Below are 26,701 nucleotides of genomic sequence, written 5' to 3'. Positions count from 1 at the left end.
TCGGCCGGGCCCACTGCTGTGACGGGTTCGCGTCGCCGTGGTTGCTCGGCGACCGGGGTGTCAGTGGTCGGAGTAGCTGAAGTCGCCAACGGTCCAGGCGCTGACGTCGTCGATCGCGACCCGGTACATGCCGCCCGTCTCGGGGATCCCCACCGTGCCCTGAAGGATTCGGGCGACGTGGAAGTGCAGGTGTGTGGGTGGCCCGTCGTCTTTCGCGGGGGTGTCGAACACGGCGGAGAACTCTCCCAGGCGGGCGGAATCGGTCAGCACCTCTGACACCCTGCGCCTCCACACGGCTTCGGGAGCCAGCCGGCCGGTGATGACAGTGCCGCCGGTGACCACGGTCAGGGACATCTGGTTGCTCTGCCCGGACTCCACCGTGGTGGCGACATCAACGAGCAGCTCGTCAGGCTTCGACATGGCGAGGATTGTATTTGCTGACCCCCGGCCGCTCCGCCGCCGTGACGCAGGGCGTTGGTGACGAACTCCGAGACGGCCAGGACCACGGTGTCGGCATCCTCGGCCGCGATCGGGAGTCGGAGACCTCCGAGGAAGTCGCGGGTACTTTCGCGTGCGCGTTCTGCCCTGCCGTGTCTCATTTCCCCGCCAGTGGCCCGTTGACCAGCCGCTGACGGCGCTTCCTCCTGGTCCGGTCCCTGGTCGAGGGCGATTAACTCTCCGTCGAGCGCGCGGAAATCTGTGTTTGTCAGAGTAGACATCTTCGGGGCGGTGTGGTTATGGTTCTCTCGTAGCCCAGAGATACAGCAGGGCCCGGCAGACACGAACTGCCGGGCAGAGCAGTACCAGCAGGTGCAGGTTGCAGGACGGTGCGGTGGTGGAGTTCCGAAGCCAGAGCGGTTGCAGGACGGCGACGGGACTGACCCCCGGACCGGGTGGCCCGCAGTGATCAGGGGCCGCCGTGAGCAGGACCGCGGTCGACGCGGTGGCAGTACCCGCAAGTGCAGTTCGCAGTACCCAGCAGTGCACTCAGTGAGCGGTACCTCGGTGAAGGCGTCGGCTGCGGACGCGCGCACCGGGAGGTTCGGCAGTGGGGTTCCAAGCCAGAGCAGACGCAGGACGGGCGACGGGGCTGGCTGCCGAAGGGCGGCGCTGTCACAGGCCGCAGAGCAGTTCGTATCACCCGCAGTACGCAGTACCCGTTAGATAAGCAGTTGATCCCAGAGGGAAGAACGGAGGAGCCGAGCGCCATCAGGATCGCCCGGGCCGACATTTTGAACCCGGGTACCGCAGGACATCGATAGTGAGGTGGTCTCCGGTCAAGCAACCGCGATCCCCGCACCCCCGGCAGCGTGCCGGTCGGGTCTGCGGAAACAGAGGGTCGGCGCAGTACAAGGGCCGACAGATGGTGTAGGAGTTCCTTCGGGGCCCTGGTGCGATGAGCACCAGGGCCCCTCGACACGTTCCGCAGAGAGGTGCAGATGACAGCAGACGACTCGTTCGACCGTATCGACGACGAGGACTACCCCGCCTACACGATGGGCCGGGCCGCCGAACTCCTCGGTACCACCCAGGGCTTCCTCCGCGCCATCGGCGAAGCCCGCCTGATCACCCCGCTCCGCTCCGAGGGCGGCCACCGCCGCTACTCCCGCTACCAGCTGCGCATCGCCGCCCGCGCGCGGGAACTCGTCGACCACGGCACCTCCGTGGAGGCTGCCTGCCGCATCATCGTCCTCGAAGACCAGCTCGAAGAAGCCCAGCGCATCAACGCCGAATACCGCCGCGCCGCAGAATCGGCGAACCCGACAACCACCGCCTGAGACGGGGCCCGTCGGCATCGGCGGGCACCCCCGTACCCGCGGTCCTGGCGTTCGACGTGATCGCTTTCTCTGGTGACGCGGTGTGTGGGCGTGTGGCGTCTGCGTCAGCTGTCGTGGTTCGGAGTTCCCCCAAGCCCATGCTCCTGGTGTGGGAGTCGTGCTGTGCTGTGCCGCAAGGACCAGGGCGAACATCCCCAGAAGCTTGCGCTCCATCCGAACGCCCTTGACCACGGATTAGGTGCGCCGGGCAGTACCCACTGGGTGCAACGAGGTCGGCCTGGCGAGCCTGGACCCCCGGTTGGCGGGAGGCCGTCCCCGCTTGCTCAGCGGTGGCGAAGGGGACATCGTCATCCCGACGGTCACCACGGCACGTCATCCGCGAGGAAGGCGAAGGCGAGGCCGCTGGAACCCTCGCCTCGGCCGACGCCCCGCTGGGTGCTGAGCGAACTTCATCTCGCCGTTCGGCCGGAGCCTTCGCCTCCCCGGTCCGGGCGGGTATGGCGCCCGCCGGCATTCCTCAGGGCCAGGGGGCGCGACCGTGTCCGCGCTGACCGTACGGTCAGCGCGGACAGACCCTGCGTCAGAAGGTCAGGTTCCAGGCGTCGATCTTGCCTGTGTCGGAGGCGGCGTTGTCGTTGACGCGCAGCTTCCAGGTGCCGTTCGCGACCTCCGAGGAGGCGTTCACGGTGTAGGTCTGGGCGATGTTGTCGGCGCTGCCGCCGGCGCGGTTGTGCAGCGTGTAGACGGTGCCGTCCGGCGCCACCAGGTCGACTTTCAGGTCACCGATGTAGGTGTGCTTGATGTCCACACCCACCTTGAGGGTGGCCGGCGCGTTGCCGGTCACACCGGTGACGGCGATCGGGCTCTCCACGGTCGCGTTGTCGTTGATGGCGAAGTCCGCGAGGTTCTCGAAGTACTTGCCGGGCGGCGGGGTGGCACCGACGGCCTTGAGGGCGTCGACCTGTCCCTCGCCGAAGAAGGAGTTGTTGGCCGTCGTGCCCGTGCAGCGGCTGTCCGAGGGGCAGGCGATGTCGTTGGCCTGCTCAGCCAGCTTGGCGCGGAGCTGCGCCGGGGTGATGCCCGGGTTGGCGCTGGCGATGAGTGCCGCCACGCCGACCACGTGCGGGGTGGCCATCGAGGTGCCGCTCTTGCTGCCGTAGCCGCCGCCGGGGACGGTGGAGTACACGTTGCTGCCCGGCGCCGCGACGTCGATGACGCCCTGACCGTAATTGGAGAACGAGGCCTTGGTGACGCCCGTGCCGTTGGCCGCGACCGTGACCACGCCCGGCAGCTCGGTCGGGATGTCGAGGCAGGCGTTGGTGATGGTGCGGGTGACCGGCGTCGAGTCGTTCGGGCTCGCGGAGTCGGTCGTCTTGTGGGCGAGGTCGTAGTTCTCGTTGCCCGCGGCGGCGATCTGGAGGGAGCCCTTGCTCTCGGCGTACTCCTGGGCGCGCTTGACGCCCTCGATGATGGCGGCCTGGTCGATGTTGTCCGGGCAGTTGAACTGCCACGGGTCCGTGTAATAGCTGTTGTTGGTGACCTTGAAGCCGTGGTCACCGGCCCAGACGAAGCCGCAGATGGTGTTCTCGGCGAAGAAGAAGGAGTTGCCCGGCTCGGCGACCCGGACCGCGGCGATCTTCACCCCGGGGGCCACGCCGACGACGCCCTTGCCGTTCTTGGCCGCGGCGATGGTGCCCGCTACGTGGGTGCCGTGCGTGTCGACGTCCCGCCACGCGCCGGCACGGGTGTCGGGCTTGCCGTAGGCGCAGGAGACCGAGTCGGCCGCGTCGAAGTTGGGCGCCAGGTCCTGGTGCTGGTCGTCCATACCCGTGTCCAGGATGCCGACCGTGACGGAGGCGGAGCCCGGGTTCACGGCCCAGGCCTGGTCGGCCTTGATCTGGCTCATGTCGGCCCGGACCGGTTCTCCGGCCGGGGTCGAGGCCTGAGCCGGATTTGCCGGGAGCGCCGGGGTGTACGCGTCGGCCGGGACGTCCGAGGTACGCGTGGCGCCGACCTGCTGCACGCCAGTGACGCCGCGCATGGTGGCGGCGAATCCGCTGGACGCCGAGTGGGCGACGATCACGCCGATGGCGTCGAAGCTCGAGAAGACGGTGCCGCCGTTGGCCGCGATCGCCGAGCGGACCGCTGAACTGTCACCCGGGGCAGTGATCACGAGGTAGGCACGCGTCCCGGCCACCCAGGCCGCACTCTGGGAAGCCGGCACGGCGGCCGGAACGTGGGCCTTGGCGGCCGGCGCGGTGGAGGGGACGACGGGGAGCGTGCCCGCGAGGGCTCCCGGGGTGCCGAACGCGAGGGCGGCGCCGAGCGTGGCCGCCAGCACCAGCGTGCGTCTAGGTTGGCTGGATATGTGGGGTATCAATGCGTCCTCCGGAGACGGCCCGGCCGTGCTGAGGGCACCGGCCAGGCCGTACGAAACGAGTGGTGGGTGCAAGATGTCAGGTGCATGCTCCTGTACGGAAGTACCTTTCCGTACAGGGACGTTGTCCAGGCATGGCTGAAAAGAGACGTCCTGCGGGCATCGAGGGCCGGGATCCACCGCGATCTCGGCGAGTCGACCGGTGGGGGACTCGCGTCGCAAGGGCATGGCCCCAGCCGTGCAGCAGCTCACGGTCTGGCCATTGATGACCAATCTGCTCTCGTGCCGGAGGAGGTGCCCAAGGCGATCAAGCAGGTGAGTAAGCAAGGGATGGTAAGGCTGAGCTCGAAGAGCGAGCGACTGAACCTCGGCTGGGGCCGTGCGCCTGGAGGGGGTTCAGCCGAGGCACGGGCCAAGGGGCCAATGAGTAGATCTTGATGCGGCTATACGCGTCGTCAGGACAGTGACGCCGCAGGGCGCGACGATTGCGGCCAAGGCTCCGTCGCAGAGAATCCGGAGGATTCCAGCAGCGCGTTGTCCGCGCAGTCGCCGATCGAGCCTGTCGAGGCCACCAGCCTGCTGGATCCGGCGTGTTCGGCGAAGGCCCAGCGGCCGAACCGCACCCCATGGTCGGCGTGGATGAGGGTGCCGCCTGGCCGAGGCTGTCGACGCCGAGGGCCCAACGCCATCGTGAACGCTGGTCAACGTCCACCTCCCCGCGGAGTGACCTGAAAAAGTTCCCAGCTCACGGCAACCCTGTGAGGAGTCTGTGGCAACAAGGGAGCGGATCTGGCCAGTTCCGGTGGCCGCGTTCCTCCAGTGACAGCATTCAAGGAGCACCTCACCCCCATGAGCAACAACACGAAGGGCGGGCGCCGCGGGCGTCATCGCCGCCGCGTGACCGCCACCGCTGTACTGCTCGGTGTGCCCGCCGCCGTCGTGCCATACCTCGTGTTCACCCAGGACGACTCGCAGGCCAGCAGCGCGAAGACCACGGTCGCGGCTGGGCCGTACGTGTGGAAGAACGCCCAGGTGGTGGGTGGCGGGTATGTCACCGGGCTGGTGTTCAACCCGCGGGAGAAGGGCCTGCTGTACGCGCGCACCGACATGGGTGGCGCCTACCGCTGGGACGCCGCGGCCGAGCAGTGGATCCCGTTGACCGACTGGATCGGCGAGAAGGACTGGAACCTGCTGGGCATCGACTCGGTGGCCACCGACCCCGTCGACCCCAAGCGGCTCTACCTCTCGGCGGGGACCTACACCAACGACTGGGCGGGCAACGGCGCGATCCTGCGCTCCACCGACCGGGGCCGCACCTTCAAGCGCACCGATCTGCCCTTCAAGCTGGGCGGCAACGAGGACGGCCGCGGGGCGGGCGAACGGCTGGTGGTCGACCCCGCGGACAACGGCACCCTGCTGCTGGGCACCCGTAAGAACGGCCTGTGGCGCAGCACCGACCACGGCGTGACATGGCGTCAGGTCTCCTCCTTCCCTGTCAAGGACGGGGCGAGCAGCGGTGCGGGCATCTCGTTCGTGACCTACGGCCCGGCCGGCAGCAAGACGGTCTACGTCGGCGTCAACGACAGGTCCACCTCCCTGTACCGCTCGACCGACGGCGGCGGCACCTGGCAGGCCGTCTCCGGGCAGCCGACCGGCCAGCTGCCGCAGCACGGGGCGCTCTCCCGTGACGGCTCGCTGTACCTGACGTACACCGACAACCTGGGACCCAACGGCGTGACAGCGGGCTCGGTGTGGAAGTACACACCGGCCGGCGGGGTGTGGAAGAACATCTCCCCGTCCCAGGGCAGTTACGGATTCTCCGGGCTCGCCGTCGACCCACGCAAGCCGTCCACGGTGATGGTCACCACCCTCGACCGCTGGTGGCCCGAGGACGAGATCTACCGGACCACCGACGGCGGCGCGACCTGGAAGGCACTGGCCGACAAGTCGGTGCGCAACGCCTCCGCAGCTCCTTACGTCGGCACGCACACCGGGCACTGGATGACCGCCCTGGCCATCGATCCCTTCAACTCCGGGCACGTGCTGTACGGCACCGGCAACGGCATCTGGCGCAGCAAGGACGCCAACGCCTCCGACAGCGGCGGCACCAGCCACTGGAGAAGCGGGGCCCGCGGGCTGGAGGAGACCGCGCTGATGGACGCGATCGCCCCGCCCGGCGGCGCCACCGTCATCACCTCCATGGGCGACCAGGGCGGCTTCCGGCACGGCTCCCTGACCAAGGTGCCCTCCGGGCGGCTGAAGAACCCGATGATGACCAACAGCACCGACATCGACTTCGCGCAGTCCAAGCCCGCGCTGATGGTCCGCGTCGGCCGTGGCGGCACGCAGGATGGCGCCTACTCGACCGACGGCGGCCGCAGCTGGAACGGCTTCAAGACAGAGCCGGTGGCCGGTGCCCAGGATGGCCATGTCGCGCTCGCGGCGGACGGCTCCACCATGATCTGGACCGAGGCCGGTCAGGCCCCGTACCGCTCGACCGACAAGGGGGCGAGCTGGTCGAGGGTCGGCGGCCTGGGCGCCGACGCCGTAGTCGTCGCCGACCGCTCCTCGGCCAAGACGTTCTACTCACTCTCCGGCGGCACGCTCTACGCCAGCACCGACGGCGGCGCGACCTTCACCGCCCGCGCCCGCAACCTGCCCGCCGGCCGGCTCACCGCCGTCCCCGGCATCGCCGGTGACCTTTGGATCGCCGGCGGCGCCAAGGGGCTGCTGCACTCCACCGACGGCGGCAGCACCTTCACCACGCTCAGGTCGGTGCAGTCCGCCTCCGCCCTCGGCTTCGGCAAGGCCAAGCCGGGCACTGGCTACCAGGCCCTGTACCTGATCGGCACCATCAAGAACGTCACCGGAGTCTTCCGCTCCACCGACAAGGGCGCCACCTGGCTCCGCGTCAACGACAAGGCCCACCAATGGGGCGCCATAGGCAGCGTCGGTGTCATCACCGGCGACCCCGACACGTACGGCCGCGTCTATGTCGGCACCAACGGACGCGGCCTCCAGTACGGCGACCCTTCCTGACCCAGGCGCCCAAAGCAGGGGCCGCAGGCAAAACCTGCGGCCCCTTCACAGCGCTGAGGGACCTCAGTCAGACATGAGCAGCACGGCCGACGACCCCATCTCGGGTGTGCCCCCGGCACGGGACGGAGAGCCTCTACCCTCGCAAGCCGCACGCGACGCCGACAGTCCGGGACGCACTACATGCGGCGCTGACCGACTGCCTCATGGCCGACGGTGAGAGCCTGCCGCCCCCGGACCGTTCCCCGCCTGGGACACCTATGGCATCGACGACACCCCGATGACCACGCCGATCGCCTGGTCGATCACGGTGTGCGAGCTGACGGTCCTGGAGCCCGGCGACCAGCCGTTGCAGTTCGCTGTTCTTTCGTGGACGGGCGGGGACGGTGTCGCTTTTCCTCGACGCCGTTGAGCTTCAGGGTGACCGTCCGGCCGGCAGAAAAAAGTTCTGTGGATCTTCGCGGCAACCTTTTCGGTCTCTCTGACCACTCAGTGTTGTCCGGCCAAGCGGGCCGGTCAGATGCAACAGTTGAAAGAGAGCACAGGCATGTCCCTGGAACGAGAGCACAGACATGTCCCCGATCCCCCCACGTCATCGGTGGCGTCCCGCGGCGGCGGCCACCGTGCCGACGGCGGCGCGCGCGGTGGTCGTCCGAAGCATCGTGGGCGTCGGTTGCTCGCGCGTCGGGGGCTCTGGGCGGGTCTCGCCATGGTGGTCGTGGCGGGCTCGGCTGTCGTGGTCAGCCAGGCTTCGGCGGACCAGAAAACCCTGGATCTGAAGAAGTGGTACGTGCTGGTCAACCGCAACAGCGGCAAGGTGCTGGACGACCAGGGCTCCGCCAAGAACGACGGCGCGGCGGTGGTGCAGTGGGCTCGCCACGGCGGGGCCAATCAGCAGTGGCGGTTCATCGACGCGGGTGACGGGTACTACCGGCTGAAGAACCGGACCTCCGGCAAGGTGCTGGACGACCTCGGCTGGTCGAAGACCGCCGGCTCCGCCATCGTGCAGTGGAAAGACCTGAACGCCACCAACCAGCAGTTCAAACTGGCCAAGTCGTCGAACGGCTACGTGCGTTTGGTCAATCGCTTCAGTGGCATGGCTGTCGGTGTCCGCAACGCCGCCAAGGCCGACGGGGGCGGCGTCGTCCAGAACCGCGACCGGAGCGGCACCGATCAGCAGTGGCAACTCGTCCCGGCCGGGAGTGTCGGCGGCGCCGGTACGCCCACCGCGCCGGGCAGCGGCGTTCCCGCAAGCCCGACTCCGAGCGACACGCGACCGTCGCCCGCGGCTTCGCCTTCGTCGCCCGCGGGTGGTGGTGGCAGCTCGACGAAGCGGTTCATGGGCAGTGACACGGTGCTCATCGGCGGCTCGATGAGCGACGCCTCGGCGACCGCCGCGCCGTTCGACGCGCGCTACGCCTATGTGCACAGCCAGCCCGCGCCTTCGTCGGAGTATTACACGGCAGCGAAGTGCAAGGACGCGTGGTCGAGTTGGTGGGGCTGCTGGAACGGCAGCACCACGGCGCCCGGCACGTACGTGACCTGGCGGGACGACGTGGTGTCCCAGGCGACGTACAAGGGCAGTTCGCGTCCGCAGAAGATGTTCTGGACCTGGTACTCGTTGCGCGACCTCGGGGATGCGGCAGGCGAGGGGGACGGCCCGGGCGAGGTCAAGGCCATCAACAGGCGTGACCTGCTCACCCGATACCTGGACGACTACCGTTTCTTCCTCCAGAAGATCGGCAAGTCGCACGACATGATCGACCTTGAGCCCGACTTCTGGGGCTTCGCCCGGTCGCTCGGCAATCTGCACGAGGTTCCCGCGCAGGTCTCGGCCGCCAATCCGACGGATTGCGGATCGCAGGAGAACAGCGCCGCCGGACTCGCCCAGTGCCTGATCTCGATGACGCGCAAGTACGCGCCGAACGCCGGCGTGGGGCTGCACCTCTCCTGCTTCGACTGGGAGAGCAATCTCCAGAAGTGCATCAAGGACTACGCGGACCTCGGGGCGAAGAACGCCGACTTCCTGGTCAGCGATGTGTCGGACCGCGACGCGGGCTGGTACGCGCAGTCGGCCCACGGCGGCCTCGACAAGTTCTGGACCGACCAGAAGGCCGCCACCTCGCTGAAGTTCTACAAGACGATGGCCGAGTCCGTCGGTAAGCCGATGGTCCTGTGGCAGATCCCCGTGGGCAACATGGCGCAGAACAACACCCGCAACCACTACAAGGACGACAAGGTGGACTGGTTCTTCGCCCATATGGACCAGGTCGCGGACGCCCATATCGCCGGCCTGTTCTTCGGTCCCGGGCAGGACGAACAGACCACCGTCGAGTCCGACGGCGGAAACCTGATCAACAAGACGATCGCCTATCACAACTCGGGCGGTACAGCGCTCAAGTGACATGCTCCTCGCCTTGACGGCGAGGATCCTGGCCTTCCCCACAGGAAGCCGTGCCGCTACGCGGCACGGCTTCCTTGCTTTGTCCTCCAGCATGTTCACGAATGCCGTCCAGCCCGCGCCGTGGACGGACTTGGCCGGCCTGGTACGCGCTGCGGGCGTCGGTGACTTCGGCGTGGGGGCTCTTGTGGGCCTTCTTCAGCTTCTTCTCCGCCCGGCGCAGGAACCGAGGGGCATCCGTATCGCGTCGGCGGCGGTGTCGATGAGGGTCGCAGCGACTGCTGCAGGACAACCGCGGACACCCCGCCTTCGGGAAGGGCCTGCCCGCCCTGGGGGCGTCTCCTCCCGCCGCCGGCGCCCCGCACTGCCCGGCTCCAACGGACCTGATTCCGGTAGCGGTGCAGCACTCAACACGAAAGGCGCCCTCATCTCTTCGATGGGGGCGCCTTTCGTCTTCGGCGGGCTGAGGGTCAGCGCTTCAGGGTGAGGATGCCGGGGCGGTACGGCAGGTTGTCGTAGGAAGTGCCCGACGGGACGTTGGGGGTCTTGCCCTGGTAGAGGAACTGCAGGTTGCAGGGGTCGATGGTCATGGTCTGGTCGGGGTTGGTGCGGATCAGGTCGCCGTGGCTGATGTCGTTGGTCCAGGTGGCGCCGCTGTTGGCCTTGCCGGCGAAGGGGGTGGACTCGGTGGCGGCCTGCGGGGTCCAGGGACCGTTCAGGCTGGTGGCGGTGAAGGAGCGGAAGTAGCGCCGCTCGCTCGCACCGCGAGCCTCGACGATCATGAGGTACTGGTTCTGGCCCTGGACCTTGTAGACCTGCGGTGCCTCGAAGAGGTTCTTCTCCGTGTCGCTCATGACGGTCGTGTACGACGAGCCGAAGCTGCCGGGGAAGTTGCCGATCGGCATGGTCGACTTGTAGATCTTGCCGTTGTCACCGGCGAAGAACAGGTACATGTTCTGGTCGTCGGCGATCAGGGTCTGGTCGATCGGGCCGGTGGCGGAGTCGGCGCGGGGGATGCTGCCGGTGAACAGCGGCTGCGGCGCGGACCAGCCGTTGGGGTCGGTGGGGTCGCTGGCGGTGCGGTAGTTGAAGGTCGACGGACCCCACTGGTATGCCAGCACCCAGATCTTCTTGGGCGCGAAGTAGAACAGCGTGGGCGCCACCGCCTTCTGGTTCATGCCGGTCTGGCGGGCCGACGCCATGTCCGACCAGTTCGTGAAGGGGCTGAACGCCATCGAGCCGTAGGACGATCCCGAGTAGTCCGAGCCGTAGACCAGGTGCTTGCCGTTGTAGGTCACGGCGGTGAAGTCCTTCAGCGAGGACCAGCCGTTCGCCGGCTGCGCCAGTGCGTCCGTCGAGGTCCACTGGTAGGTCGAGGGAAGAGCACAGGTCTCGGTGTCGCTCTTCGGCGCCACGGTCGTCGACGCGGTGGTCGTCGGCGCCGCGGTCGGCTGGAAGGTCCAGCGCTGGTTGGCGCCGCCGCCGTTGGTGTCCCAGATCTGGACGGGAGTGCCGTTGGCGGTCTGACCGCCGGGGATCTCCAGCGCTCGGCCGCTGGCGACGTTGGTCAGCGTGTAGGAGCCGTCGCTGTTCCGCTTGGCCTTCCAGTGCTGGTGGGCCCCGCCGTTGGCGTCCCAGACCGTCAGCTTCGTCCCGTTGGCCGTCCGGCCGGACGGCTCGTCCAGTACCCGGCCGCTGGCGACGTTGGTCAGCGTGTAGGAGCCGTCGCTGTTCTGGGTGGCCTTCCACTGCTGGTTGGAGGCGCCGCTGGCGTCCCACACCTGGAGCGGGGTGCCGTTGTCGTTCTGTCCCGCGGGCACGTCGAGAACGCGTCCGGCGGCCGCGTTGGAGAGCGTGTAGACGGCGCCGGAAGTGATGTCCGCTGCCTGCGCGCTGCCGCCGGCGCTGCCGGTGCTCTCGGTGCTGCTGGTGCTGTCCAGAGCGGTGAGTACGGCGTTGTAGGCGGCCTTCTTGTTGCCGCTCGCGTCGAACAGCAGCGCGTCCTCACCGGTGCGCCAGGAGTCGCTGTCGCGGATGCCCCAGACCGTGATGCCCGTGCAGCGTGCGACGTTCGTGCACGCCGTGACGGCGTTGGTGTAGGCGGTGGCGGACGCCTGGGCGATGTCGAGCTCGGTGATCTGCACGTCCACGCCGAGCGCGGCGAAGTTGGACAGCGTGGTCTGGAAGCTGGCCGGCGGGCCGCTGCTTCCGAAGTGGCTCTGGAAGCCGACGCAGTCGATGGGCACACCGCGGGACTTGAAGTCCTTGACCATCTTGTAGACGCCCTGGGTCTTGGCGTCGGACCAGTTCTCGATGTTGTAGTCGTTGTAGCAGAGCTTGGCGGAGGGGTCGGCGGTCCGGGCGGTGCGGAAGGCCTCCTCGATGAAGCCGTCGCCCAGCACGTCCTGGAACACGGAGCTGCGGTGCTTTCCGCTGCCGCCGTCGGCGAAGGCCTCGTTGACCACGTCCCAGGCGTAGATCTTGCCCTTGTAGTGGTTCATCTCGGTGGTGATGTGGTTCTTCATCACGCTGCGCAGGGTGTCGGCGTCGGTGATGGACTTGACCCAGTTGGGCAGTTGGGAGTGCCATACCAGGGTGTGGCCGCGCAGGCGCTGGCCGTGCGCGGAGGCGTGGCTGACGATCGAGTCGGCGACGGAGAAGGTGAAGTTGCCGCGGGAGGGTTCGATGGCGTCCCACTTCATCTCGTTCTCCGGGGTGATCATCTTGAATTCCCGGTCGAGCAGGGTGGAGTACGTGGAGTCGCCGAGCTTGCCCGCGGCCACAGCCGTGCCGAAGTACCGGCCACTGCCGGCCGCCGCCTCGGCGGCGGTGGCCGGTGCGGCGGCCTCCGGCGAGCGGGCGGCCAGGGCGACCAGCGGTACGGCGGCGCCCGCGGCGGCGAGGACCACGGAGGCGGCGATCACGCGGCGGGTCGCCGGGCGGCGACGATGAGAACGGTTCTGATCTGACAACGACATGTCCTTCTGGCACAGCGGGACTTGATCCAGCCCCGGATGCCTCTCAGTTGCCGCCACGCACACAATGGTTGCCGCGATCGAAAAGCATTCTCGGGGCCGTCGCCGTCGCCCTGCCGCACAGCGGCGGTCACCGCGTCGGGACGAACCCTCCCCGGACCGACGTGGAGCCGCCCGAGGCCTGTGCGTCGACGCGGTAGCCGTCGCCCGTGGCCTTGCGCACGCCGGGGCCGTTGTTGAACTGCGCGGCGAACTCATGGCTCCCGGCCGGCACCGTCAGGCCCGGCTTGAGGACCCAGCGGTAGACCAGCGCGCCCCCGGTCTCCTGGACGGTGAGGGTGAAGTCACCATTCGGCAGTGTCTGCCAGGTGCCGGTGTTCTTCGCCTTGCCGGTCTGCACGATCCGGATCTCGACCGTGAGCGAGGTGAGCGGCTGGGTCGTCTTGAGGACGAGGTTGCTCTGGGTCCAGTAGACGGTGCTCTTCGGATCCAGCGAGCCGGCCGACCATAGCGGCCCGTTCTGGTTCTCGCCGGCGGTCGGCGAGGGACTGGTGGCCGACGGAGTCGGGCGCGAGCTGCCCGGGGTGGTGGCCGGGGGCGGCGCGACAGGGGTGGGGCGGGCCGATGTCGGGTGCGGGGAGCTCACGGTCGGGGACGGGGCGGCAGGCGTGGTCACGATGGGCGACGGCGTGGGGGACGCGACGATGGCGGCGACGGCGAGGCCGCCGGTCGTCAGGATGCCGCCGGCGGCGAGCGCGGCGAGGGCGACCCTGGTCCCGGACCTCGCGAACGGTCGCGCGCGGTGCCTGACGGCGGGGCCTGCCATGCCGCGTTCCACCCGGGCCAGCATCCGCGCGCGGTCGGGCCGGTGGGCCTCGGCGGCCTCGCGCAGCCGACGGTCGATTTCCTCGTTCACCGGTTCCTCCTCCCTGGCACCAGGTCCCCGGCCGCGTGCGCGCCCAGTAGCTTCTCCAGCTCGGCCATTCCCTTTGAGGTCTGGCTCTTCACGGTTCCCACCGATATGCCCAGCGCCGCCGCCGTGTCCTTCTCCGACAGGTCGAGGGCGTGCCGCAGCACCACGCAGGCGCGCTTGCGGAACGGCAGCCGGGCGAGCGCCGCGCGGACGTCCAGCACGGCGGCCGCGTCCGGCCCCTCCACCTTCTCGGGGCTGCGGGACCAGAACAGCGTGATCCGGCGTCGCTCCCGCACCATGCTGCGGATCCGTCCCCGGGCCAGGTTGGCCACCACACCGCGGGCGTAGGCGAGGGGGTGGTCGGCCTGCTGCAACCGGTCCCAGCGCTGCCACAGGGCGACGAGGGCATCCGCCGCGAGGTCGTCCGCCGCGTCGGCCTCGCCGGTCAGCAGGTGTGCCAGACGGGCGAGCTCGGCATAGTGGCGTTCGAAGAATTCGTGGAACTCCACGGACGCGTCATCGAGGACCATCCCCCGGTCGACCTCTCCTTGCGATGGTGTGCGCGTTAGTTGCGCGTTCAACAACTGGGAGCGCAGCCTAACAGTGCCCAGCCCGGGATTCGAACGGCGGTCGTGCATGGTGGTGGGGCGGTGCAGGCGGGCCGGCGGGCTGGTCAAGGTCGGGCGAACCGGACGTCGGTCGGCTGCGCGACATCCGGCTGCACGGCGCCGACGAGCAGCGCCAAGGGGATGCTCGTGACCATTCCGCGCCTGCGCCACGGTTGCGGCGCGGCGTGCTTCGTTGCCCTCATGCCCGTCCATCCGGTAGTTCGAGTCGGCCTTCCGGCTCCTAGTTGCCGCAGAGGGCGAGAAGGTTGCCGCCGCTTTCTCCAACGGCCCGACGCCGGCGGACACGGACGTCGCTCGGTCGTTCTCGCCCCCGAAACTCGACAACCCACCGCAGAACGGTCGACCCACTCAGCCGTCGACCCCACCTACGCTCGGACCTCAGCGAGTTGTGGCCGTCACAGCCGTGTCGGAAAGCCTGGCGTCCGGCGAGCTCTCCCGCGCCCGTCGCCTCGCCGACGCATTGGAGGTGCACCCATCTCGCCCCGCACACCGGCGAGTTGGCTCGCGCCGGATACCGGGCCAACGATCCCGACCGCTGCTACTTCTGCAAGGCCGAGGTGCTGGACACCATCACCGCGCTCGCCCACGAGGACGGGTTCGACATGGTGGCCACCGGCACCAACGCCGACGACGCCGCGGACCGCTTCCGGCCGGGCATCCGTGCCGGACGGGAACGCGGCATCCGAACTCCCCTCCTCGGCGCCGGCCTGACGAAGGGGGACGTACGCCGCCTCAGCAGGTACTGGTCGCTGCCCACGTGGAATGTTGGACTTCAACGAGCCGAGCAGCAGCGGGCGTTCGGGATCGCGCTGCTGCCCATAGGTGGCGATCGCCTTTCTGCGGGGGTGTCTCGGTGGTCGGTGTGATTCTTCGGGCGGCCCCGCTGCTGCTTCTGGTGTGCGGCAGGGCTGGCGTGCCGATCATGACCATACTGGCTGAGTATATGAAAGTAAACTCAGATGGGTTAGACTCATCCCATGGACGCAACCACCGAAGCTCTGCAGGACGCCGGCACGGACCCCCGTCTCGACCGGGACGCGTCGAACTGCTCGATCGCCCGGACCCTCGAGGTAGTGGGCGAGAAGTGGACGATCCTGATCCTGCGCGAGGTCTTCTACGGCTCGTCCCGTTTCAGCGAGTTCGAACGCGTTCTCGGTTGTCCTCGCAACCTCCTCGCGGTGCGGCTTCGGATGCTCGTGGAGGAAGGGATCCTGGCCGCCGAGACCTACAAGGAGCCGGGCTCGCGGAGTCGGCCGAAGTACGTGATCACGTCCAAGGGTGTGGATCTGGTCCCGGCCGTGATGGGGCTGTTGCAGTGGGGCGACCGCTATCGCGCCGACCCGGAGGGCCCGGCCGTGCTGTCCAGGCACCGTGGCTGCGGCGCGCACGTCGACGCACAGATCCGCTGCGACCGGGGCCACACCGTGCAGCCGGAAGCCATCGAGAGCATTCCCGGACCCGCTTTTCGTCTGAGGCCCGCCGAGTGAACTGAGCGCGGTAGTGCCGGCAGCTGTTGAGGCTCAGCCGGCCGGGTGTGCTCACTCCGTCTGGCGCGGGTCTGGTGGAGGCGGACCTTTGAGCGGTTGCCGCGGCTGGCCATGGAGCACAGCGGCGGTTGAGGGCGGGGGAGCGGTCCACGAAGTGCAGGGAGCATGCGTCCGCGCCGCAGACGCGTACCCGCTGGATTTCGGTGGACAGGAGCAGGTCGACGGCGTGCTCGGCGATCAGCGCCAGAGCGGCTGGGGCATCGGGGGCGGTTCCGGCGGGCTTCAGGCGCCCGTCCGTGACGGCTCTGCAAGGCGGGTTGGACAGCGTGCGCTGCTGACCGGTTGAGCGGGGTGATGCCGCCGGACGAGGGCAGCCGGTTGTAGGCGACCGCGAGTACGGCCCGGTCGCCGCGTTCGGCCTCGACACTCTCCGGCTCGGTGCGGCCGAGTCCGGGGTGCACGAGGTCGACGGGTCGCCGGCCCGCTATTTGATGATGGCTGTCCGGGCATGGATCACCGCGCCGGGGCGCTGAAGCTGACGTCCGGGAAGCCGCTGGCGACATGGTGGACCATACGGTCGTCTCCACCGGTTTCCCGTGGCGGGAGCCGGCGGATGCCGTCGCCGGCGTGTCGATGAACAGGTTGTTCGATCGGGAGTGAGTGCGCCCCTCGCCAAGGGGGTGGGCCACCCCAGTGGAAGGGAAGCAGTCCATGAACGAGCAGGATGAGCACTTCGACGTCGTCGTACTCGGCGCGGGCCCCGGCGGATACGTAGCCGCCATCCGAGCCGCACAACTGGGCAAGCGTGTCGCGGTCGTCGAGGAGAAGTACTGGGGAGGCGTCTGCCTGAACGTGGGCTGTATCCCCACCAAGGCCCTGTTGCGCAACGCCGAGCTCGCGCACATCTTCACCCGCGAGGCGAAGACCTTCGGCATCAAGGTCGAGGGTGAGGTCTCCTTCGACTACGGGGAGGCCTTCCGCCGTAGCCGGAAAGTCGCGGACGGCCGGGTCAAGGGCGTTCACTACCTGATGAAGAAGAACAAGATCACGGAAATCAGCGGTCGCGGCACTTTCCTCGACCCGCACACGCTCCAAGTGGCCGACTACGACGGCAACACCCGCACCATCGGCTTCGATCACTGCATCGTCGCCGCCGGGGCGAGCCCCAAGCTACTGCCCGGCACCCGCCGTACGTCGCGTGTGGTGACCTTCGAGGAGCAGATCCTCGCCGAGGACCTGCCGCAGTCGATCGTGATCGCGGGCGCCGGCGCCATCGGCGTCGAGTTCGCCTACGTGCTGCACAACTACGGCGTGAAGGTCACGATCGTCGAGTTCCTGGACCGGATCGCCCCACTGGAGGATGCCGAGGTCTCCGCCGAACTGGCCAAGCAGTACCGGAAATTGGGTATCGACGTCCTCACCTCGACCCGCGTCGAGTCGATCGACGAGTCCGGTTCGCGGGTCCGGGTCACGGTCACCGGCAAGGACGGCGCCCAGCAGGTCCTGGAGGCCGACAAGGTCTTGCAGGCGATCGGCTTCGCGCCGAACGTCACCGGCTACGGCTTGGAGAACACTGGCGTACGGGTCACCGAGCGCGGCGCGATCGACGTCGACGGCCGGTGCCGCACCTCCGTCCCGCACCTGTACGCCATCGGCGACGTCACCGCGAAGCTGATGCTCGCGCACGCCGCCGAGGCCATGGGCGTGATCGCCGCCGAGACGATCGCGGACGCGGAGACCATGGAGCTGGACTATGCGATGATCCCGCGCGCCACGTTCTGCCAGCCCCAGATCGCCAGCTTCGGCTACACCGAGGCGCAGGCCCGGGAGAAGGGGTACGACGTCCAGGTCGCCAAGTTCCCCTTCACCGCGAACGCCAAGGCCCATGGCCTGGGCGACGCGAGCGGGTTCGTGAAGCTGATCAGCGACGCCAAGTACGGCGAGCTCCTCGGCGGTCACCTCATCGGACCCGATGTGACGGAACTCCTGCCCGAGCTGACCCTGGCCCAGCAGTGGGACCTCACGGTCCACGAGGTCGCCCGCAACGTCCACGCCCACCCCACCCTCGGCGAAGCGGTCAAAGAAGCCGTCCACGGCCTCGCCGGCCACATGATCAACATGTAGAGGGATGCTCGCCGCAGCGGCAACAGGGCCCGTTGGGACTCGGACGGCTTCGCGCCCTCGAGCTTCCGAGGGCCCTGATCCTTTGGTGCGGGGCGACCCGGGGGCGGGGCTACTCGGAGGCATTCGAGAGGCCCAACGACGAGATGTCCTTGGTTCAGGCGTCTCCAAGAACGCGGGCCGTCCGTGGCGACCCCAGCGTGACCACGACCAGGTGGGTATCCGCGGCTACCTGGTTGGTGCGCTCTTGCAGCCGTTGCCGCACTCACGCGCCCCGATGCCTGGTGGCCGATGCCGCGGCCTGGCTCAGAAGAGCAGTACGGGCACCCCCGTACACCGCCCGTCTCAAAGGGCTGGTGCGCCTCTGCCGCCTGTTCGGGTGGAAACGTCGCTGCGACGCGGAGCGTGAGTTTGGCCCAGATGTCGTCGGCTACCACCATCGGGTCGGCCCGAGCATCGCCGCGATGGTGCGGGGCGTCGTCAGCGCTCGTATGGGGTCGAACCGGCGGGTATCCACTCCCATTCCTGCAGGTCGCGGAAGAACGCCCGGGTCGCGGTGAGGTAGCCCGACTTGGTGTGCGGTGTAACCGGTTGACTTGTTCGTGTCTCGTGGCCGGCGAGTCTCTGGGCAGAGTCGCCGACCTGTCGGAACCATGCAGCTCTCACCTGCCTCTAACAGACGGGCCGACTGTGAGATCTCCTCCTGCGAGATGTAGGAGGAGGCGGCTTTGCGGCGTGTGACGACGAGAGGTGAAAGATGGCCGACGGCTTCGACGCCGCGATGATCAGTGCTCCTCGTACCGGCCTCCCACCCCGGACCGCCCGGCCCCGGCACCGGTGGGGCGAACCCTGGCTCGCCGCCGTCGCGGCCGCTTTCACGCTCGCCCAGCTCTTCCTCGTACGACCGAATCTCGGTCTCGGCTGGGACGAGACGGTCTACGTCAGCCAGGTCAGCGGCCACGTTCCCGCCGCCTTCTTCAGCGCACCCCGGGCCCGCGGCATCTCGCTGCTTGTAGCGCCGATCGCGTCGTGGTCCGACTCCACCACCCTTCTGCGGGTCTACCTGGCACTCCTCTCCGGTCTGGCTCTCTACTTCGCCCTGCGCGTCTGGCGGGCTCACGTCATGCCGCGCGTCCTGGCCCTGGCGGGTGCCCTGTTCGCTTCCTTATGGGTGACGGTGTTCTACGGCCCGCAGGCCATGCCCAACTACTGGGTCGCCGTCGGTGCCCTGGCCTGCGTCGGCTGTGTCGTTCGGGTCCGGACGAACGCAGCAGACCGGGCAGCGTGGTGGGGTGTGTTCGCGGGCGCGGCGCTGATGGCGTGGATGCGCCCGATGGACGCCGTATACGTGGTGCTGCCCCTGCTCGTCCTCGCCCTGCGCCGACCCCGCCTCCTTGCCGTGCTGGTCGCCGGACTTCTGGTAGGCGCAGGCGAGTGGGTGATCGAGGCGTACACGAGCTACGGCGGCCTCGCGCAACGCCTTTCCGACGCCTCCAGCATCCAGGGCGGCCTCGGCTGGCACCTGGCGGTCGCCGACCAGCTGCGCAGCCTCGGCGGGCACACCCTGTGCCGGCCGTGCACGGTGCCGACCCCCAACCCGGTGGTGACCCTGTGGTGGATCGCGCTGCCGGTCCTCGCCGCGCTCGGCGCGGTGGCCGCCGTCCGCGCCCGGCGAGCCCTGCCCGTCCTGCTCCCGCTGGCCTGCGCGATCACGGCCGCCGTCCCCTACCTGTTCCTCATCGGCTACGCGGCACCCCGCTTCCTGCTGCCCGCCTACGCCCTGCTCGCCATCCCCGTCGCCCACGGCCTCGCTCACCTGGTGACGGCCCAGGCGCGGGGGACCGCGCGCACCCTCGCCGTCAGCCTGGTGGCGGCCGGCCTGGCATGCCATCTGACGGTGCAGTACATCGTCCTGGAACACACTGTGCACAGTTCCGCCGCCAACCGTGAGGACTGGTCCCGTACCGCCTCGGCCCTCCACACGCTGGGCGTACGCCCGCCGTGCCTGCTCAGCGGATACGAGGCCGTACCCATCGCCTTCTACGCCGGTTGCGACTCGGCACAGACCGGCGGCCACGACGCCAGCACCACCGCGGCCGCACTGACCCGGGCCGCCCACCGGACCCCCGTGGCAGTACTTGTCCTTCCGGGAAACCGACCGCCCGCCTACGCGCGAACCTGGCCAGTGGAGCGGGTGGGCGCTCTCCGTGCCTACGTCGCCCCTCGCGTCGGGTAAGGGCGGTGACTGCGGTGACCGTGTCGGCCTGCGTACCCGTGGCCGCGGGCAGGCGCACCTATTCAGACCAGGTCTAAAGATCGTGGGGGCAGCCCTCAACCTGGCAGGCAGCCCGCGACGGGTGGCCCTGAACAGCAGCCGCCGCTACCTCACCTGGCCCCGAACCGGCCGCACATCAGGTTGCCGGGTTCGGCAGGGTCGTCGCTGGTCCAGAACTGGGTCCACAGTGCGGCGAACTCGGGGCGGCTGAGGTAGCCGTCGGCGTTCTGGTCGAGCCGGTCGAAGGCGTCGCCGGTCTCCACGGGCCGCCCGTGCCAGGTGTCGACGAGACGCTGGTGCTCGCCGCGCGAGATGCGTCCGTCGGCGTTCTCGTCGACCGCGTCGAAGATGGTGTCGGCGGTGGCGGTGACGGCCTCGGGGATGGTCGGCAGCAGGTCCACCATGGCGAGGAGGTCGTCCATGTCGATCCGGCCGTCCCGGTCCGTGTCCACGGTCTTTGACAAGTGCTGCCACCAGCCCTTCAGCACGCCATCCACACGCGCCGCGAGTTCGGATCCCTCTCTCACTCGCGGCAGCCGGCCCCAGCGGTCCGCCAGGGCCACGAAGTCCGCCTCCTCCAGATAGCCGTTGCCGTCCGCGTCGAACGCCTCGAACATGGCCTGGAGCTTGGTCCGCTGGAACTCGCTGGACATCACATGTCTCCTTACTTCACTCGCGGTACTGGGGACATGCTTTCTGCGGCCGGCCGGCCCGCAACGGCGCTCGCGCTCACCGCGGCAGCCACGCGCGCTCCCACGTGCTAGCCCAGTGCGCCGGGCGCTGATTTGCAGTAGGTGCACGACAGTTCTCCTTCAATCACCCACGCCCGCCGAGGGCTGCCGACAATCCGTACCCCGGCTGCATGCGCATCCGCCCCAGCCTGAGCCGGACCCCCGCGGTGAACCAGCCGCCGCCGAACACCACCCGACCCGAAGCCGATCGTCGACGAGCTGAGAGCCGGCAGTGTGATCGTGCTCAGCGGGGCGAACATCTCCACAGAGTTGGGCATCCCCGACCGACTACGCACACCAGTCCCCGACCGGTCAGGGAGTCCAGACGGGCCGGGATGAGGGCCAGGAACACGCGACTCGCCTGCTGGAGGTGCTGGGCGCCGTTGAGACCGAACACGCCTGGGTGCTGGACGAGGGTGGAGCGGACGGCTTCCCCGGCACCGACGCCCTTTCCCCCACCATCCGCAGCAGCCTCCTTGCGTGACACTAGCTAACCAGTTACAGTGATGTCATGGATGGTGCGAGGAGTCGCGAGCGCCCAGATGTCACCTGCCGGGCAACCGGTAGAGGGGTGCTCCTCGGCTGTAACTGCCTTCCTGCAGTCGGCAGTTCATCGCCCGCCTCACCCGGCCATTTCGCCGGCCCACGGGTGGGCCGGCGTCAAAAAAGACGAAGCCTAAACTTGCGACTCGCTCCAGAGTCCGCCGACACGCAAGTCATACTCCAGGACGCCGTAGCATTTTTCCCCGCCTCCGGACCTCGATTAATACCTTGGGTGCCGTGACTGAAAATCTCGTTCGTCCCACTTGAAGCTGAAAGGCATATCATGTCTGCAAGCCAGTCCCTCGGTTACGAAATCTTCATTTCGGAACCGATTCCCCAGGCGGTAAAGGAACTCGTTCCCAACGGGGACCGCCGCATGTTCTCGCCACTCTCGACGACTCTGATCTACGGCAAGAATGACGCCGTACTCGTCGACCCACCGATGACGAACGACCAGACTGCCGCCGTCGGGGACTGGATCGAGAAATCCGGCAAGAAGCTCACCCACATCTTCGTCACTCACGGGCATGGAGACCACTGGTTCGGCGCCGGTCCACTCGTCGAGCGATTCCCTGGCTCAAAGGTGGTTGCCTCGGCAGGGACCATTGCATTGATGAAATGGCACGCCTCCGCCGATGCCCGAGCCGCGATATGGGACCGTGCATTCCCGGACCAGATCCCAACGACCCCGGTCGAGGCTGAGACGGTGCCGAACAATCGATTCCAGCTCGAAGGCCATGATCTGGTCATCGTGGAAGTCGGCCACAGTGACACCGACGACACGACCGTGCTTCACATACCTGATCTCAGCCTTGTCGTGGCCGGTGATGTGATCTACAACGGCGTACACCAGTACCTCAGCGAGTCGGCAGACGGTGGTCGGGACCTCTGGCGCTCGGCCATCGACATCGTGGCGGCCCTCGAAGCCCGCTGGATCGTCAGCGGCCACAAGGACAAGGCCCTCGACGACGACGCAAGTCGCGTCATCGCCGGCACCCGCACGTACCTGAACACCGTCGAGGAACTCCTGCCCGCGCATGACGATGCTCTGAGCTTCTTCAACGCGATGCTGGAGCGGTTTCCTGAACTATTGAACCCTGGTGCTCTGTGGTCGGGAGCTCAGACCCTCTACAGATAGAGGCGAGCTTGAGTGTGCGGAGCATTGAGCCGAGCAAAGAAAGGGTCAATCCATGCAATGGACCGCTACTGAGCGTATCGCCGGACTTACACCGGCCCCAGGCGGGCTTGCTTTCGTCCAAGATGTCCTGAACTCAGTGTCTGATGGCTGGACGGGCCCTAAACACCTCTATGACGATTTGCTCCACGATCTGCCATCTGCCCAAGCGTGGGTAATTGCGGCGGCCAAGGCACTGGAAGTGCCTCTCGGGATAAATGTGACGCGCCCGTCATTGTCCGAGGAAGACCTGCCAGCACTGAGAGAGCTACGAGACGAACTCCGCCAGCTCGTCTCCGGAGTACCGGACGATACTGACACCGGTGCACTCAAAAGACTTGCCTCAGCTCCGGTTATGGTTCAGACCCTTCCAGGACCACGGTATGTTTCCAAGCCCAGCGGAGATGGCTGGCACTGGATTGCTTCAGCGATCCTGGCAGAATGCTATCTTGCACAGCAAGAAGGAACTTGGGCCCGGCTGAAGATCTGCCCCAATCCTGTCTGTGTTGCCACCTTCTACGACCGGACGCGCAACAACAGCCAAGTTTGGCACAGCATTCGGTCCTGCGGGAACCCAAACAACCTTCGGGCCTCAAGAGCACGGAAAAAGGCTTCCGAAGCGTGAAACACCGAGTAGACGGAACCCAACGCGGTTTCGAAGTCCTGATGCCTCCGAGAAACCGGTCACAGACCGGAGACGCCCCCGAAGCAACCACAGCCGAAGCAACCGAAGCGCCTGTGGGAATGTCGCCCGCCGGTCTTCAAGGAGGTTCCCCTCGAGACATTTGTATTTGACGCCCCGAATGTCCTCGACGGACCCGCCCTGTACGACTGCCGCACGGTTTGCGTGGGCGGAGTCACCTACTTCTCCGGGGAAACGCCACCTGGCTCGGTGCGGCCGGCGATGGTCCACGAGGCGCACTGGCGGCCCGAGTTCTATTCACCTGAGCCCGACTCCACCCGCTACCAAGTCGACCAGGCTCTCGAGATTGCCGACCGATATGGCGGCCGCCAGTTGCTATTCCTGTTCGTCAACATCTCCGCCACACACGTCCCCTACGGGCACTACCTCAACAGCGGCTCCGACAGCATCGACTCGCAGGCTGCGGCACTCGCCTACGCCGACGCGTACATCGGGCGGCTACTCGACGGGCTGTCCTCCCACGGGCGATGGCTGGTCATGATGTGCGCCGACCAACGAGACGCCTACGGCGACGACGGCTATCACGGCCGCGGTATCGCTCATTCAGCGGTCTTCAATGTGCCTACGCCCCTTGGGTGCACGATTGACCGTTAGGCTCACCCGGTATGAGTATTGAAGTGACGCGTGACGCCTCCGTGTTGTGGCCCGCGACGCGAAGGGCCTGGTAGCGTTGCTGACCGCCAACTTCCCCGGCCACGGGGGCCAATTCCTGTTCCTCCCCGGCGGTCGCTTCGAGCCCGGCGAATCCCCGCTTGAATGTGCCCGCCGTGAACTCCGTGAGGAGGCAGGGGTCACGGCAGAGGAGTGGAAACCACTCGGCGCATACGTGATCACTCTCGGGTCTTCTGCGCGAGTTCATTTGTTTGAGGCCCGTGACCTCTCCCTCGGCGCACAGGAACTCACTTAAACCGACCAGGACTTCAAGCTCATGTGGTGGCCGATGGACGAGGCCGTGAAGGCAGTCCATGAGGGGGGATTCCTCCTGCCTGCGATCCCCTGGCGCTACTCCTGGTCGACGACCGTACTGTGGCAGGCGATAGGTCTCCACTGAACCGAGACCGGTGACGGCACACGTCGACCACCTGGTGCGGTCGGCCTCGCTCTCACTTTTAGATGCGCCAACGGGCGGCTGGGGTGAGGACTGGCGCTCGGCTGTAGCGAGTGCCTTCGGGGCGGCATCCCGCTGGATGCGCAGGTAGGTCGCGAGTGGTCTCGTTGGTGGCGAGCTGTTGTTCGAGGTGCGCCAGGATCGCGCGGAGGTGCGGCGGGTCCGGTGGCAGATCGTTCATGCGTTCGATTCCAGAGGGTGGTGTGCCTTACGGCAGCTGTGACGCTCAGTGATAGGTGGCCATCGCAGTGCTAGTTGGCCTGTGTCGGCGCCGTGGTGCCACCGGCCTCAACCGGGCTCCTTCACGGCCCCTTCCCTGCTCACCGCGCGGCGTTCTCGCAAGCTCACGATCCACGATGCCAGGGCGAGGCAGATGGGTGGATACATCAACCACCAGTCGGAGGTACCTGAAGCCGCGAAGAGAAACCATGAAGACACCGCGGCCGTAAGCAGCATCGCGGGCAGCCACTGACGCCAGGGGGCAAGTGGTCCATCCGAAAGACCGACCAGGCCATCCAGCCCGAGCGGGAGCGTCGACTCTAGTGATTGCTCCCAGGACCGGTCCCCAGTTGCACCATCGCTGCGCAGGATCATCCTGCGGCCCGCGGAGCCCACTCCTACAACGCCCGCATCCACCCCGCCTCCGCCGAGGCCACACGTCACCCCCAGGTACGGGATCTTGTGGGCGGTGGCCGTCCTCGCGGTGTCGGTCGCTCGTCCGCTATGCGGGGCTGGTGTCGTCAACTTCGTGTGGGCGCTGTTCATCCTCAACGGCCAGGTGTTCGCCTCTATGACGCGAACGCCGCTGCATGCTGCGGGGTACTGGACGCTGGCCTGGTTCGTCGCCTCGGTCGCCACCGCCGGCGGCGCGCTGGGGTCGGGCCTGGAGAGTAGGGAGGCGATCCGGGTGACCGCCTATTCCGAGCGTGAGCAGGAGCGTCGTCGCATGCTCGCCGCCGACGGTGATGAGCGGGCGACCGACGCCGGAGATGCCGTCTCCGATCGATGGCCGTCGACCTGGCGAAAAAATGCTGCGATTTTCAGGACACGCGGCGTTTCAGCCGCCGGTTGGCGGTGACCCGCACCGCACGCCGCCGGGGCACCGAGGTTCCGCCCGGCGGACCGGGTGAAACAACCGTTCTCCCTGATCCAGGCGAACGGCTCGCGCAGGCGTGCCGACATCATGGACTCCGGCCTCGCATGGCCGAGAGCCAGGCTCCTTGCGCCGTCTCCATCACCGCCATGCAGGACGATCCAGGGAAGTCATCATGAAAGCAGCGGTATACGAAGGACCGCGAACGGTCACGGTGAAGGACGTACCGGACGCGAAGATCGAGCACCCCTGCGACATCCTCGTCAAGATCACCACCACGAACATCTGCGGTTCCGACCTGCACATGTACGAGGGCCGCACCTCGTTCGAATCCGGCCGCACGCTGGGGCACGAGAACCTGGGCCAGGTCGTGGAGGTCGGCTCGGCCGTGCGCAAGGTCCAGGTCGGCGAGTATGTGGTTCTGCCCTTCAACATCGCCTGCGGCTTCTGCAAGCAGTGTGAGCGAGGGCTGACCAACTACTGCCTGACCATGCAGCCGGTACCGGACCTGGCGGGAGCCGCCTACGGATTCGCCGACATGGGCCCCTACCAGGGCGGCCAGGCAGAGCTGTTGCGCGTGCCGTACGGCGACTTCAACGCGCTGCGCCTGGGCGAGGACGCTGCCGAGCGCCAGAGCGACTACGTGATGCTCGCCGACATCTTCCCCACCGGCTACCACGCCACCGAGATGGCCAACGTCAAGCCGGGCGACCAGACGATCGTCTTCGGGGCCGGTCCCGTCGGGCTGATGGCGGCCTACTCCGCTGTGCTCAAGGGCGCCGGCCGCGTCTGGGTGGCCGACCACCAGCCCGACCGGCTGGCCAAGGCGGAGGAGATCGGGGCCATCCCCATCAACACCGCCGAGCAGGACCCGGCGGAGGTCGTCAAGGAAGCCACTCTCGGTCTGGGCGCCGACAACGGGTGTGAGTGCGTCGGGTACCAGGCACACGATCACGAGGGAAACGAGGATGCCAGCCTCACGCTCAACGGACTGATCGACTCGGTCCGGTTCACGGGCGACATCGGCGTGGTGGGCGTGTTCCTGCCCCAGGACCCCGGTGGCGAAGAGGCGCAGGGCGAGTGGGAGGCACAGGGCAAGGTGCCGATCGACTTCGGGCTGATGTGGTTCAAGGGCCAGCGCATGGGGACCGGCCAGGCGCCGGTGAAGAAGTACAACCGGGCGCTGCGGGACCTGATCGCAGGTGGGAAGGCGACGCCGAGCTTCATCGTCTCCCACGAGCTCAGTCTGGATGAGGCCTCCACCGCCTACGAGCACTTCGATGCCCGTGACGAGGGCTGGACGAAGGTGGTGCTGCATCCCGACGGCGACAGCAACGGTCACAAGCGGTAAGGAGGC

General features: G+C 67.8%; 19 protein-coding genes and 1 pseudogene. 14 read left to right on the top strand and 6 right to left on the bottom strand.

From position 1 onward, the window contains the following. Positions 1-60 precede the first annotated feature (60 nt). The gene (locus ACIQI8_RS42685; RefSeq protein WP_402363803.1) at positions 61-420 is read right to left on the bottom strand and encodes a hypothetical protein; all 360 of its coding nucleotides are present in this window, start codon (positions 418-420) and stop codon (positions 61-63) included. A gap of 1,019 nt (positions 421-1,439) precedes the next feature. Between ACIQI8_RS42685 and ACIQI8_RS42680 the strand changes: the two genes are divergently transcribed. Then, a complete protein-coding gene (locus ACIQI8_RS42680) occupies positions 1,440-1,778 on the top strand; it encodes a MerR family transcriptional regulator (RefSeq protein ID WP_402363800.1) in 339 nt (112 codons plus the stop codon). Positions 1,779-2,358: 580 nt separating this feature from the next. Here the strand turns inward: ACIQI8_RS42680 and ACIQI8_RS42675 are convergent. Then, on the bottom strand, positions 2,359-4,119 hold the full coding sequence (locus tag ACIQI8_RS42675) for a S8 family peptidase (protein WP_402363797.1): 1,761 nt from the start codon (positions 4,117-4,119) through the stop codon (positions 2,359-2,361). An 885-nt stretch (positions 4,120-5,004) separates the two neighbouring features. Here ACIQI8_RS42675 and ACIQI8_RS42670 point away from each other — a divergent pair. The 3 genes from ACIQI8_RS42670 to ACIQI8_RS42660 all read left to right on the top strand — a co-directional run bounded on the left by ACIQI8_RS42670 (position 5,005) and on the right by ACIQI8_RS42660 (position 9,595). Further along, positions 5,005-7,194: a WD40/YVTN/BNR-like repeat-containing protein gene (locus ACIQI8_RS42670; RefSeq protein WP_402363794.1), complete on the top strand. Its 2,190-nt coding sequence runs from the start codon at positions 5,005-5,007 to the stop codon at positions 7,192-7,194. Positions 7,195-7,471: 277 nt separating this feature from the next. After that, a complete protein-coding gene (locus ACIQI8_RS42665; RefSeq protein ID WP_402363792.1) occupies positions 7,472-7,603 on the top strand; it encodes a hypothetical protein in 132 nt (43 codons plus the stop codon). 135 nt (positions 7,604-7,738) lie between these two features. After that, complete coding sequence (locus ACIQI8_RS42660; protein ID WP_402363789.1) at positions 7,739-9,595, top strand: RICIN domain-containing protein; 1,857 nt, start codon at positions 7,739-7,741, stop codon at positions 9,593-9,595. 467 nt (positions 9,596-10,062) lie between these two features. On the opposite strand, the gene ACIQI8_RS42655 is transcribed toward ACIQI8_RS42660, so the two are convergent. The 3 genes from ACIQI8_RS42655 to ACIQI8_RS42645 form a co-directional block, all read right to left on the bottom strand. Continuing rightward, positions 10,063-12,570 carry a non-reducing end alpha-L-arabinofuranosidase family hydrolase gene (locus ACIQI8_RS42655; protein ID WP_402363786.1) on the bottom strand — a complete coding sequence of 836 codons (2,508 nt, stop codon included), beginning with the start codon at positions 12,568-12,570 and terminating at the stop codon, positions 10,063-10,065. Positions 12,571-12,697: 127 nt separating this feature from the next. After that, entirely contained in the window at positions 12,698-13,483 is a 786-nt protein-coding gene (locus ACIQI8_RS42650; RefSeq protein ID WP_402363783.1) for a hypothetical protein, read from the bottom strand. Then, entirely contained in the window at positions 13,480-14,010 is a 531-nt protein-coding gene (locus tag ACIQI8_RS42645) for a SigE family RNA polymerase sigma factor (RefSeq protein ID WP_402363780.1), read from the bottom strand. Before ACIQI8_RS42645 ends, ACIQI8_RS42650 begins: the two co-directional genes overlap by 4 nt. 596 nt (positions 14,011-14,606) lie before the next feature. On the opposite strand from ACIQI8_RS42645, the gene ACIQI8_RS42640 reads away from it, so the two are divergent. From ACIQI8_RS42640 to ACIQI8_RS42625, 4 genes are all read left to right on the top strand, one after another. Continuing rightward, on the top strand, positions 14,607-14,975 hold the full coding sequence (locus ACIQI8_RS42640; protein ID WP_402363777.1) for a hypothetical protein: 369 nt from the start codon (positions 14,607-14,609) through the stop codon (positions 14,973-14,975). A 111-nt stretch (positions 14,976-15,086) separates the two neighbouring features. Further along, entirely contained in the window at positions 15,087-15,596 is a 510-nt protein-coding gene (locus tag ACIQI8_RS42635; RefSeq protein ID WP_402363774.1) for a winged helix-turn-helix transcriptional regulator, read from the top strand. Positions 15,597-16,307: 711 nt separating this feature from the next. Further along, positions 16,308-17,720 (top strand): dihydrolipoyl dehydrogenase, encoded by a 1,413-nt coding sequence (gene lpdA, locus ACIQI8_RS42630; protein ID WP_402363771.1) that lies wholly within the window; start codon positions 16,308-16,310, stop codon positions 17,718-17,720. A gap of 754 nt (positions 17,721-18,474) precedes the next feature. Next, positions 18,475-19,953, top strand: a complete 1,479-nt coding sequence (locus ACIQI8_RS42625) for a hypothetical protein (RefSeq protein ID WP_402363768.1) — start codon at positions 18,475-18,477, stop codon at positions 19,951-19,953. 149 nt (positions 19,954-20,102) lie between these two features. Here ACIQI8_RS42625 and ACIQI8_RS42620 read toward each other — a convergent pair whose 3' ends face one another. After that, positions 20,103-20,645: an EF-hand domain-containing protein gene (locus tag ACIQI8_RS42620; RefSeq protein WP_402363765.1), complete on the bottom strand. Its 543-nt coding sequence runs from the start codon at positions 20,643-20,645 to the stop codon at positions 20,103-20,105. Positions 20,646-21,549: 904 nt separating this feature from the next. On the opposite strand from ACIQI8_RS42620, the gene ACIQI8_RS42615 reads away from it, so the two are divergent. The 6 genes and pseudogenes from ACIQI8_RS42615 (at position 21,550) to ACIQI8_RS42590 (ending at position 26,695) form a co-directional block, all read left to right on the top strand. Next, positions 21,550-22,404, top strand: a complete 855-nt coding sequence (locus ACIQI8_RS42615; protein ID WP_402363762.1) for an MBL fold metallo-hydrolase — start codon at positions 21,550-21,552, stop codon at positions 22,402-22,404. 52 nt (positions 22,405-22,456) lie between these two features. Beyond that, positions 22,457-23,065: a CGNR zinc finger domain-containing protein gene (locus tag ACIQI8_RS42610; RefSeq protein WP_402363759.1), complete on the top strand. Its 609-nt coding sequence runs from the start codon at positions 22,457-22,459 to the stop codon at positions 23,063-23,065. Positions 23,066-23,287: 222 nt separating this feature from the next. Then, positions 23,288-23,737, top strand: a complete 450-nt coding sequence (locus ACIQI8_RS42605; protein ID WP_402363756.1) for a hypothetical protein — start codon at positions 23,288-23,290, stop codon at positions 23,735-23,737. A gap of 46 nt (positions 23,738-23,783) precedes the next feature. After that, positions 23,784-24,050 (top strand): NUDIX hydrolase, encoded by a 267-nt coding sequence (locus tag ACIQI8_RS42600; protein ID WP_402363753.1) that lies wholly within the window; start codon positions 23,784-23,786, stop codon positions 24,048-24,050. Between the two features lie 937 nt (positions 24,051-24,987). Beyond that, positions 24,988-25,218, top strand: a pseudogene (locus tag ACIQI8_RS42595) (hypothetical protein); the annotation flags it as partial. 301 nt (positions 25,219-25,519) lie between these two features. After that, positions 25,520-26,695, top strand: coding sequence for a glutathione-independent formaldehyde dehydrogenase (locus ACIQI8_RS42590; protein ID WP_402363750.1), 1,176 nt, complete (start codon positions 25,520-25,522; stop codon positions 26,693-26,695). The last annotated feature ends 6 nt before the right edge of the window (positions 26,696-26,701 follow it).

The organism is Streptomyces sp. NPDC092369, from assembly GCF_044755245.1.
GTDB lineage: Bacteria > Actinomycetota > Actinomycetes > Streptomycetales > Streptomycetaceae > Streptomyces.
The sequence above is the reverse complement of the archived record's forward strand: the minus strand, read 5'-3'. Positions and strand labels throughout refer to the sequence as shown.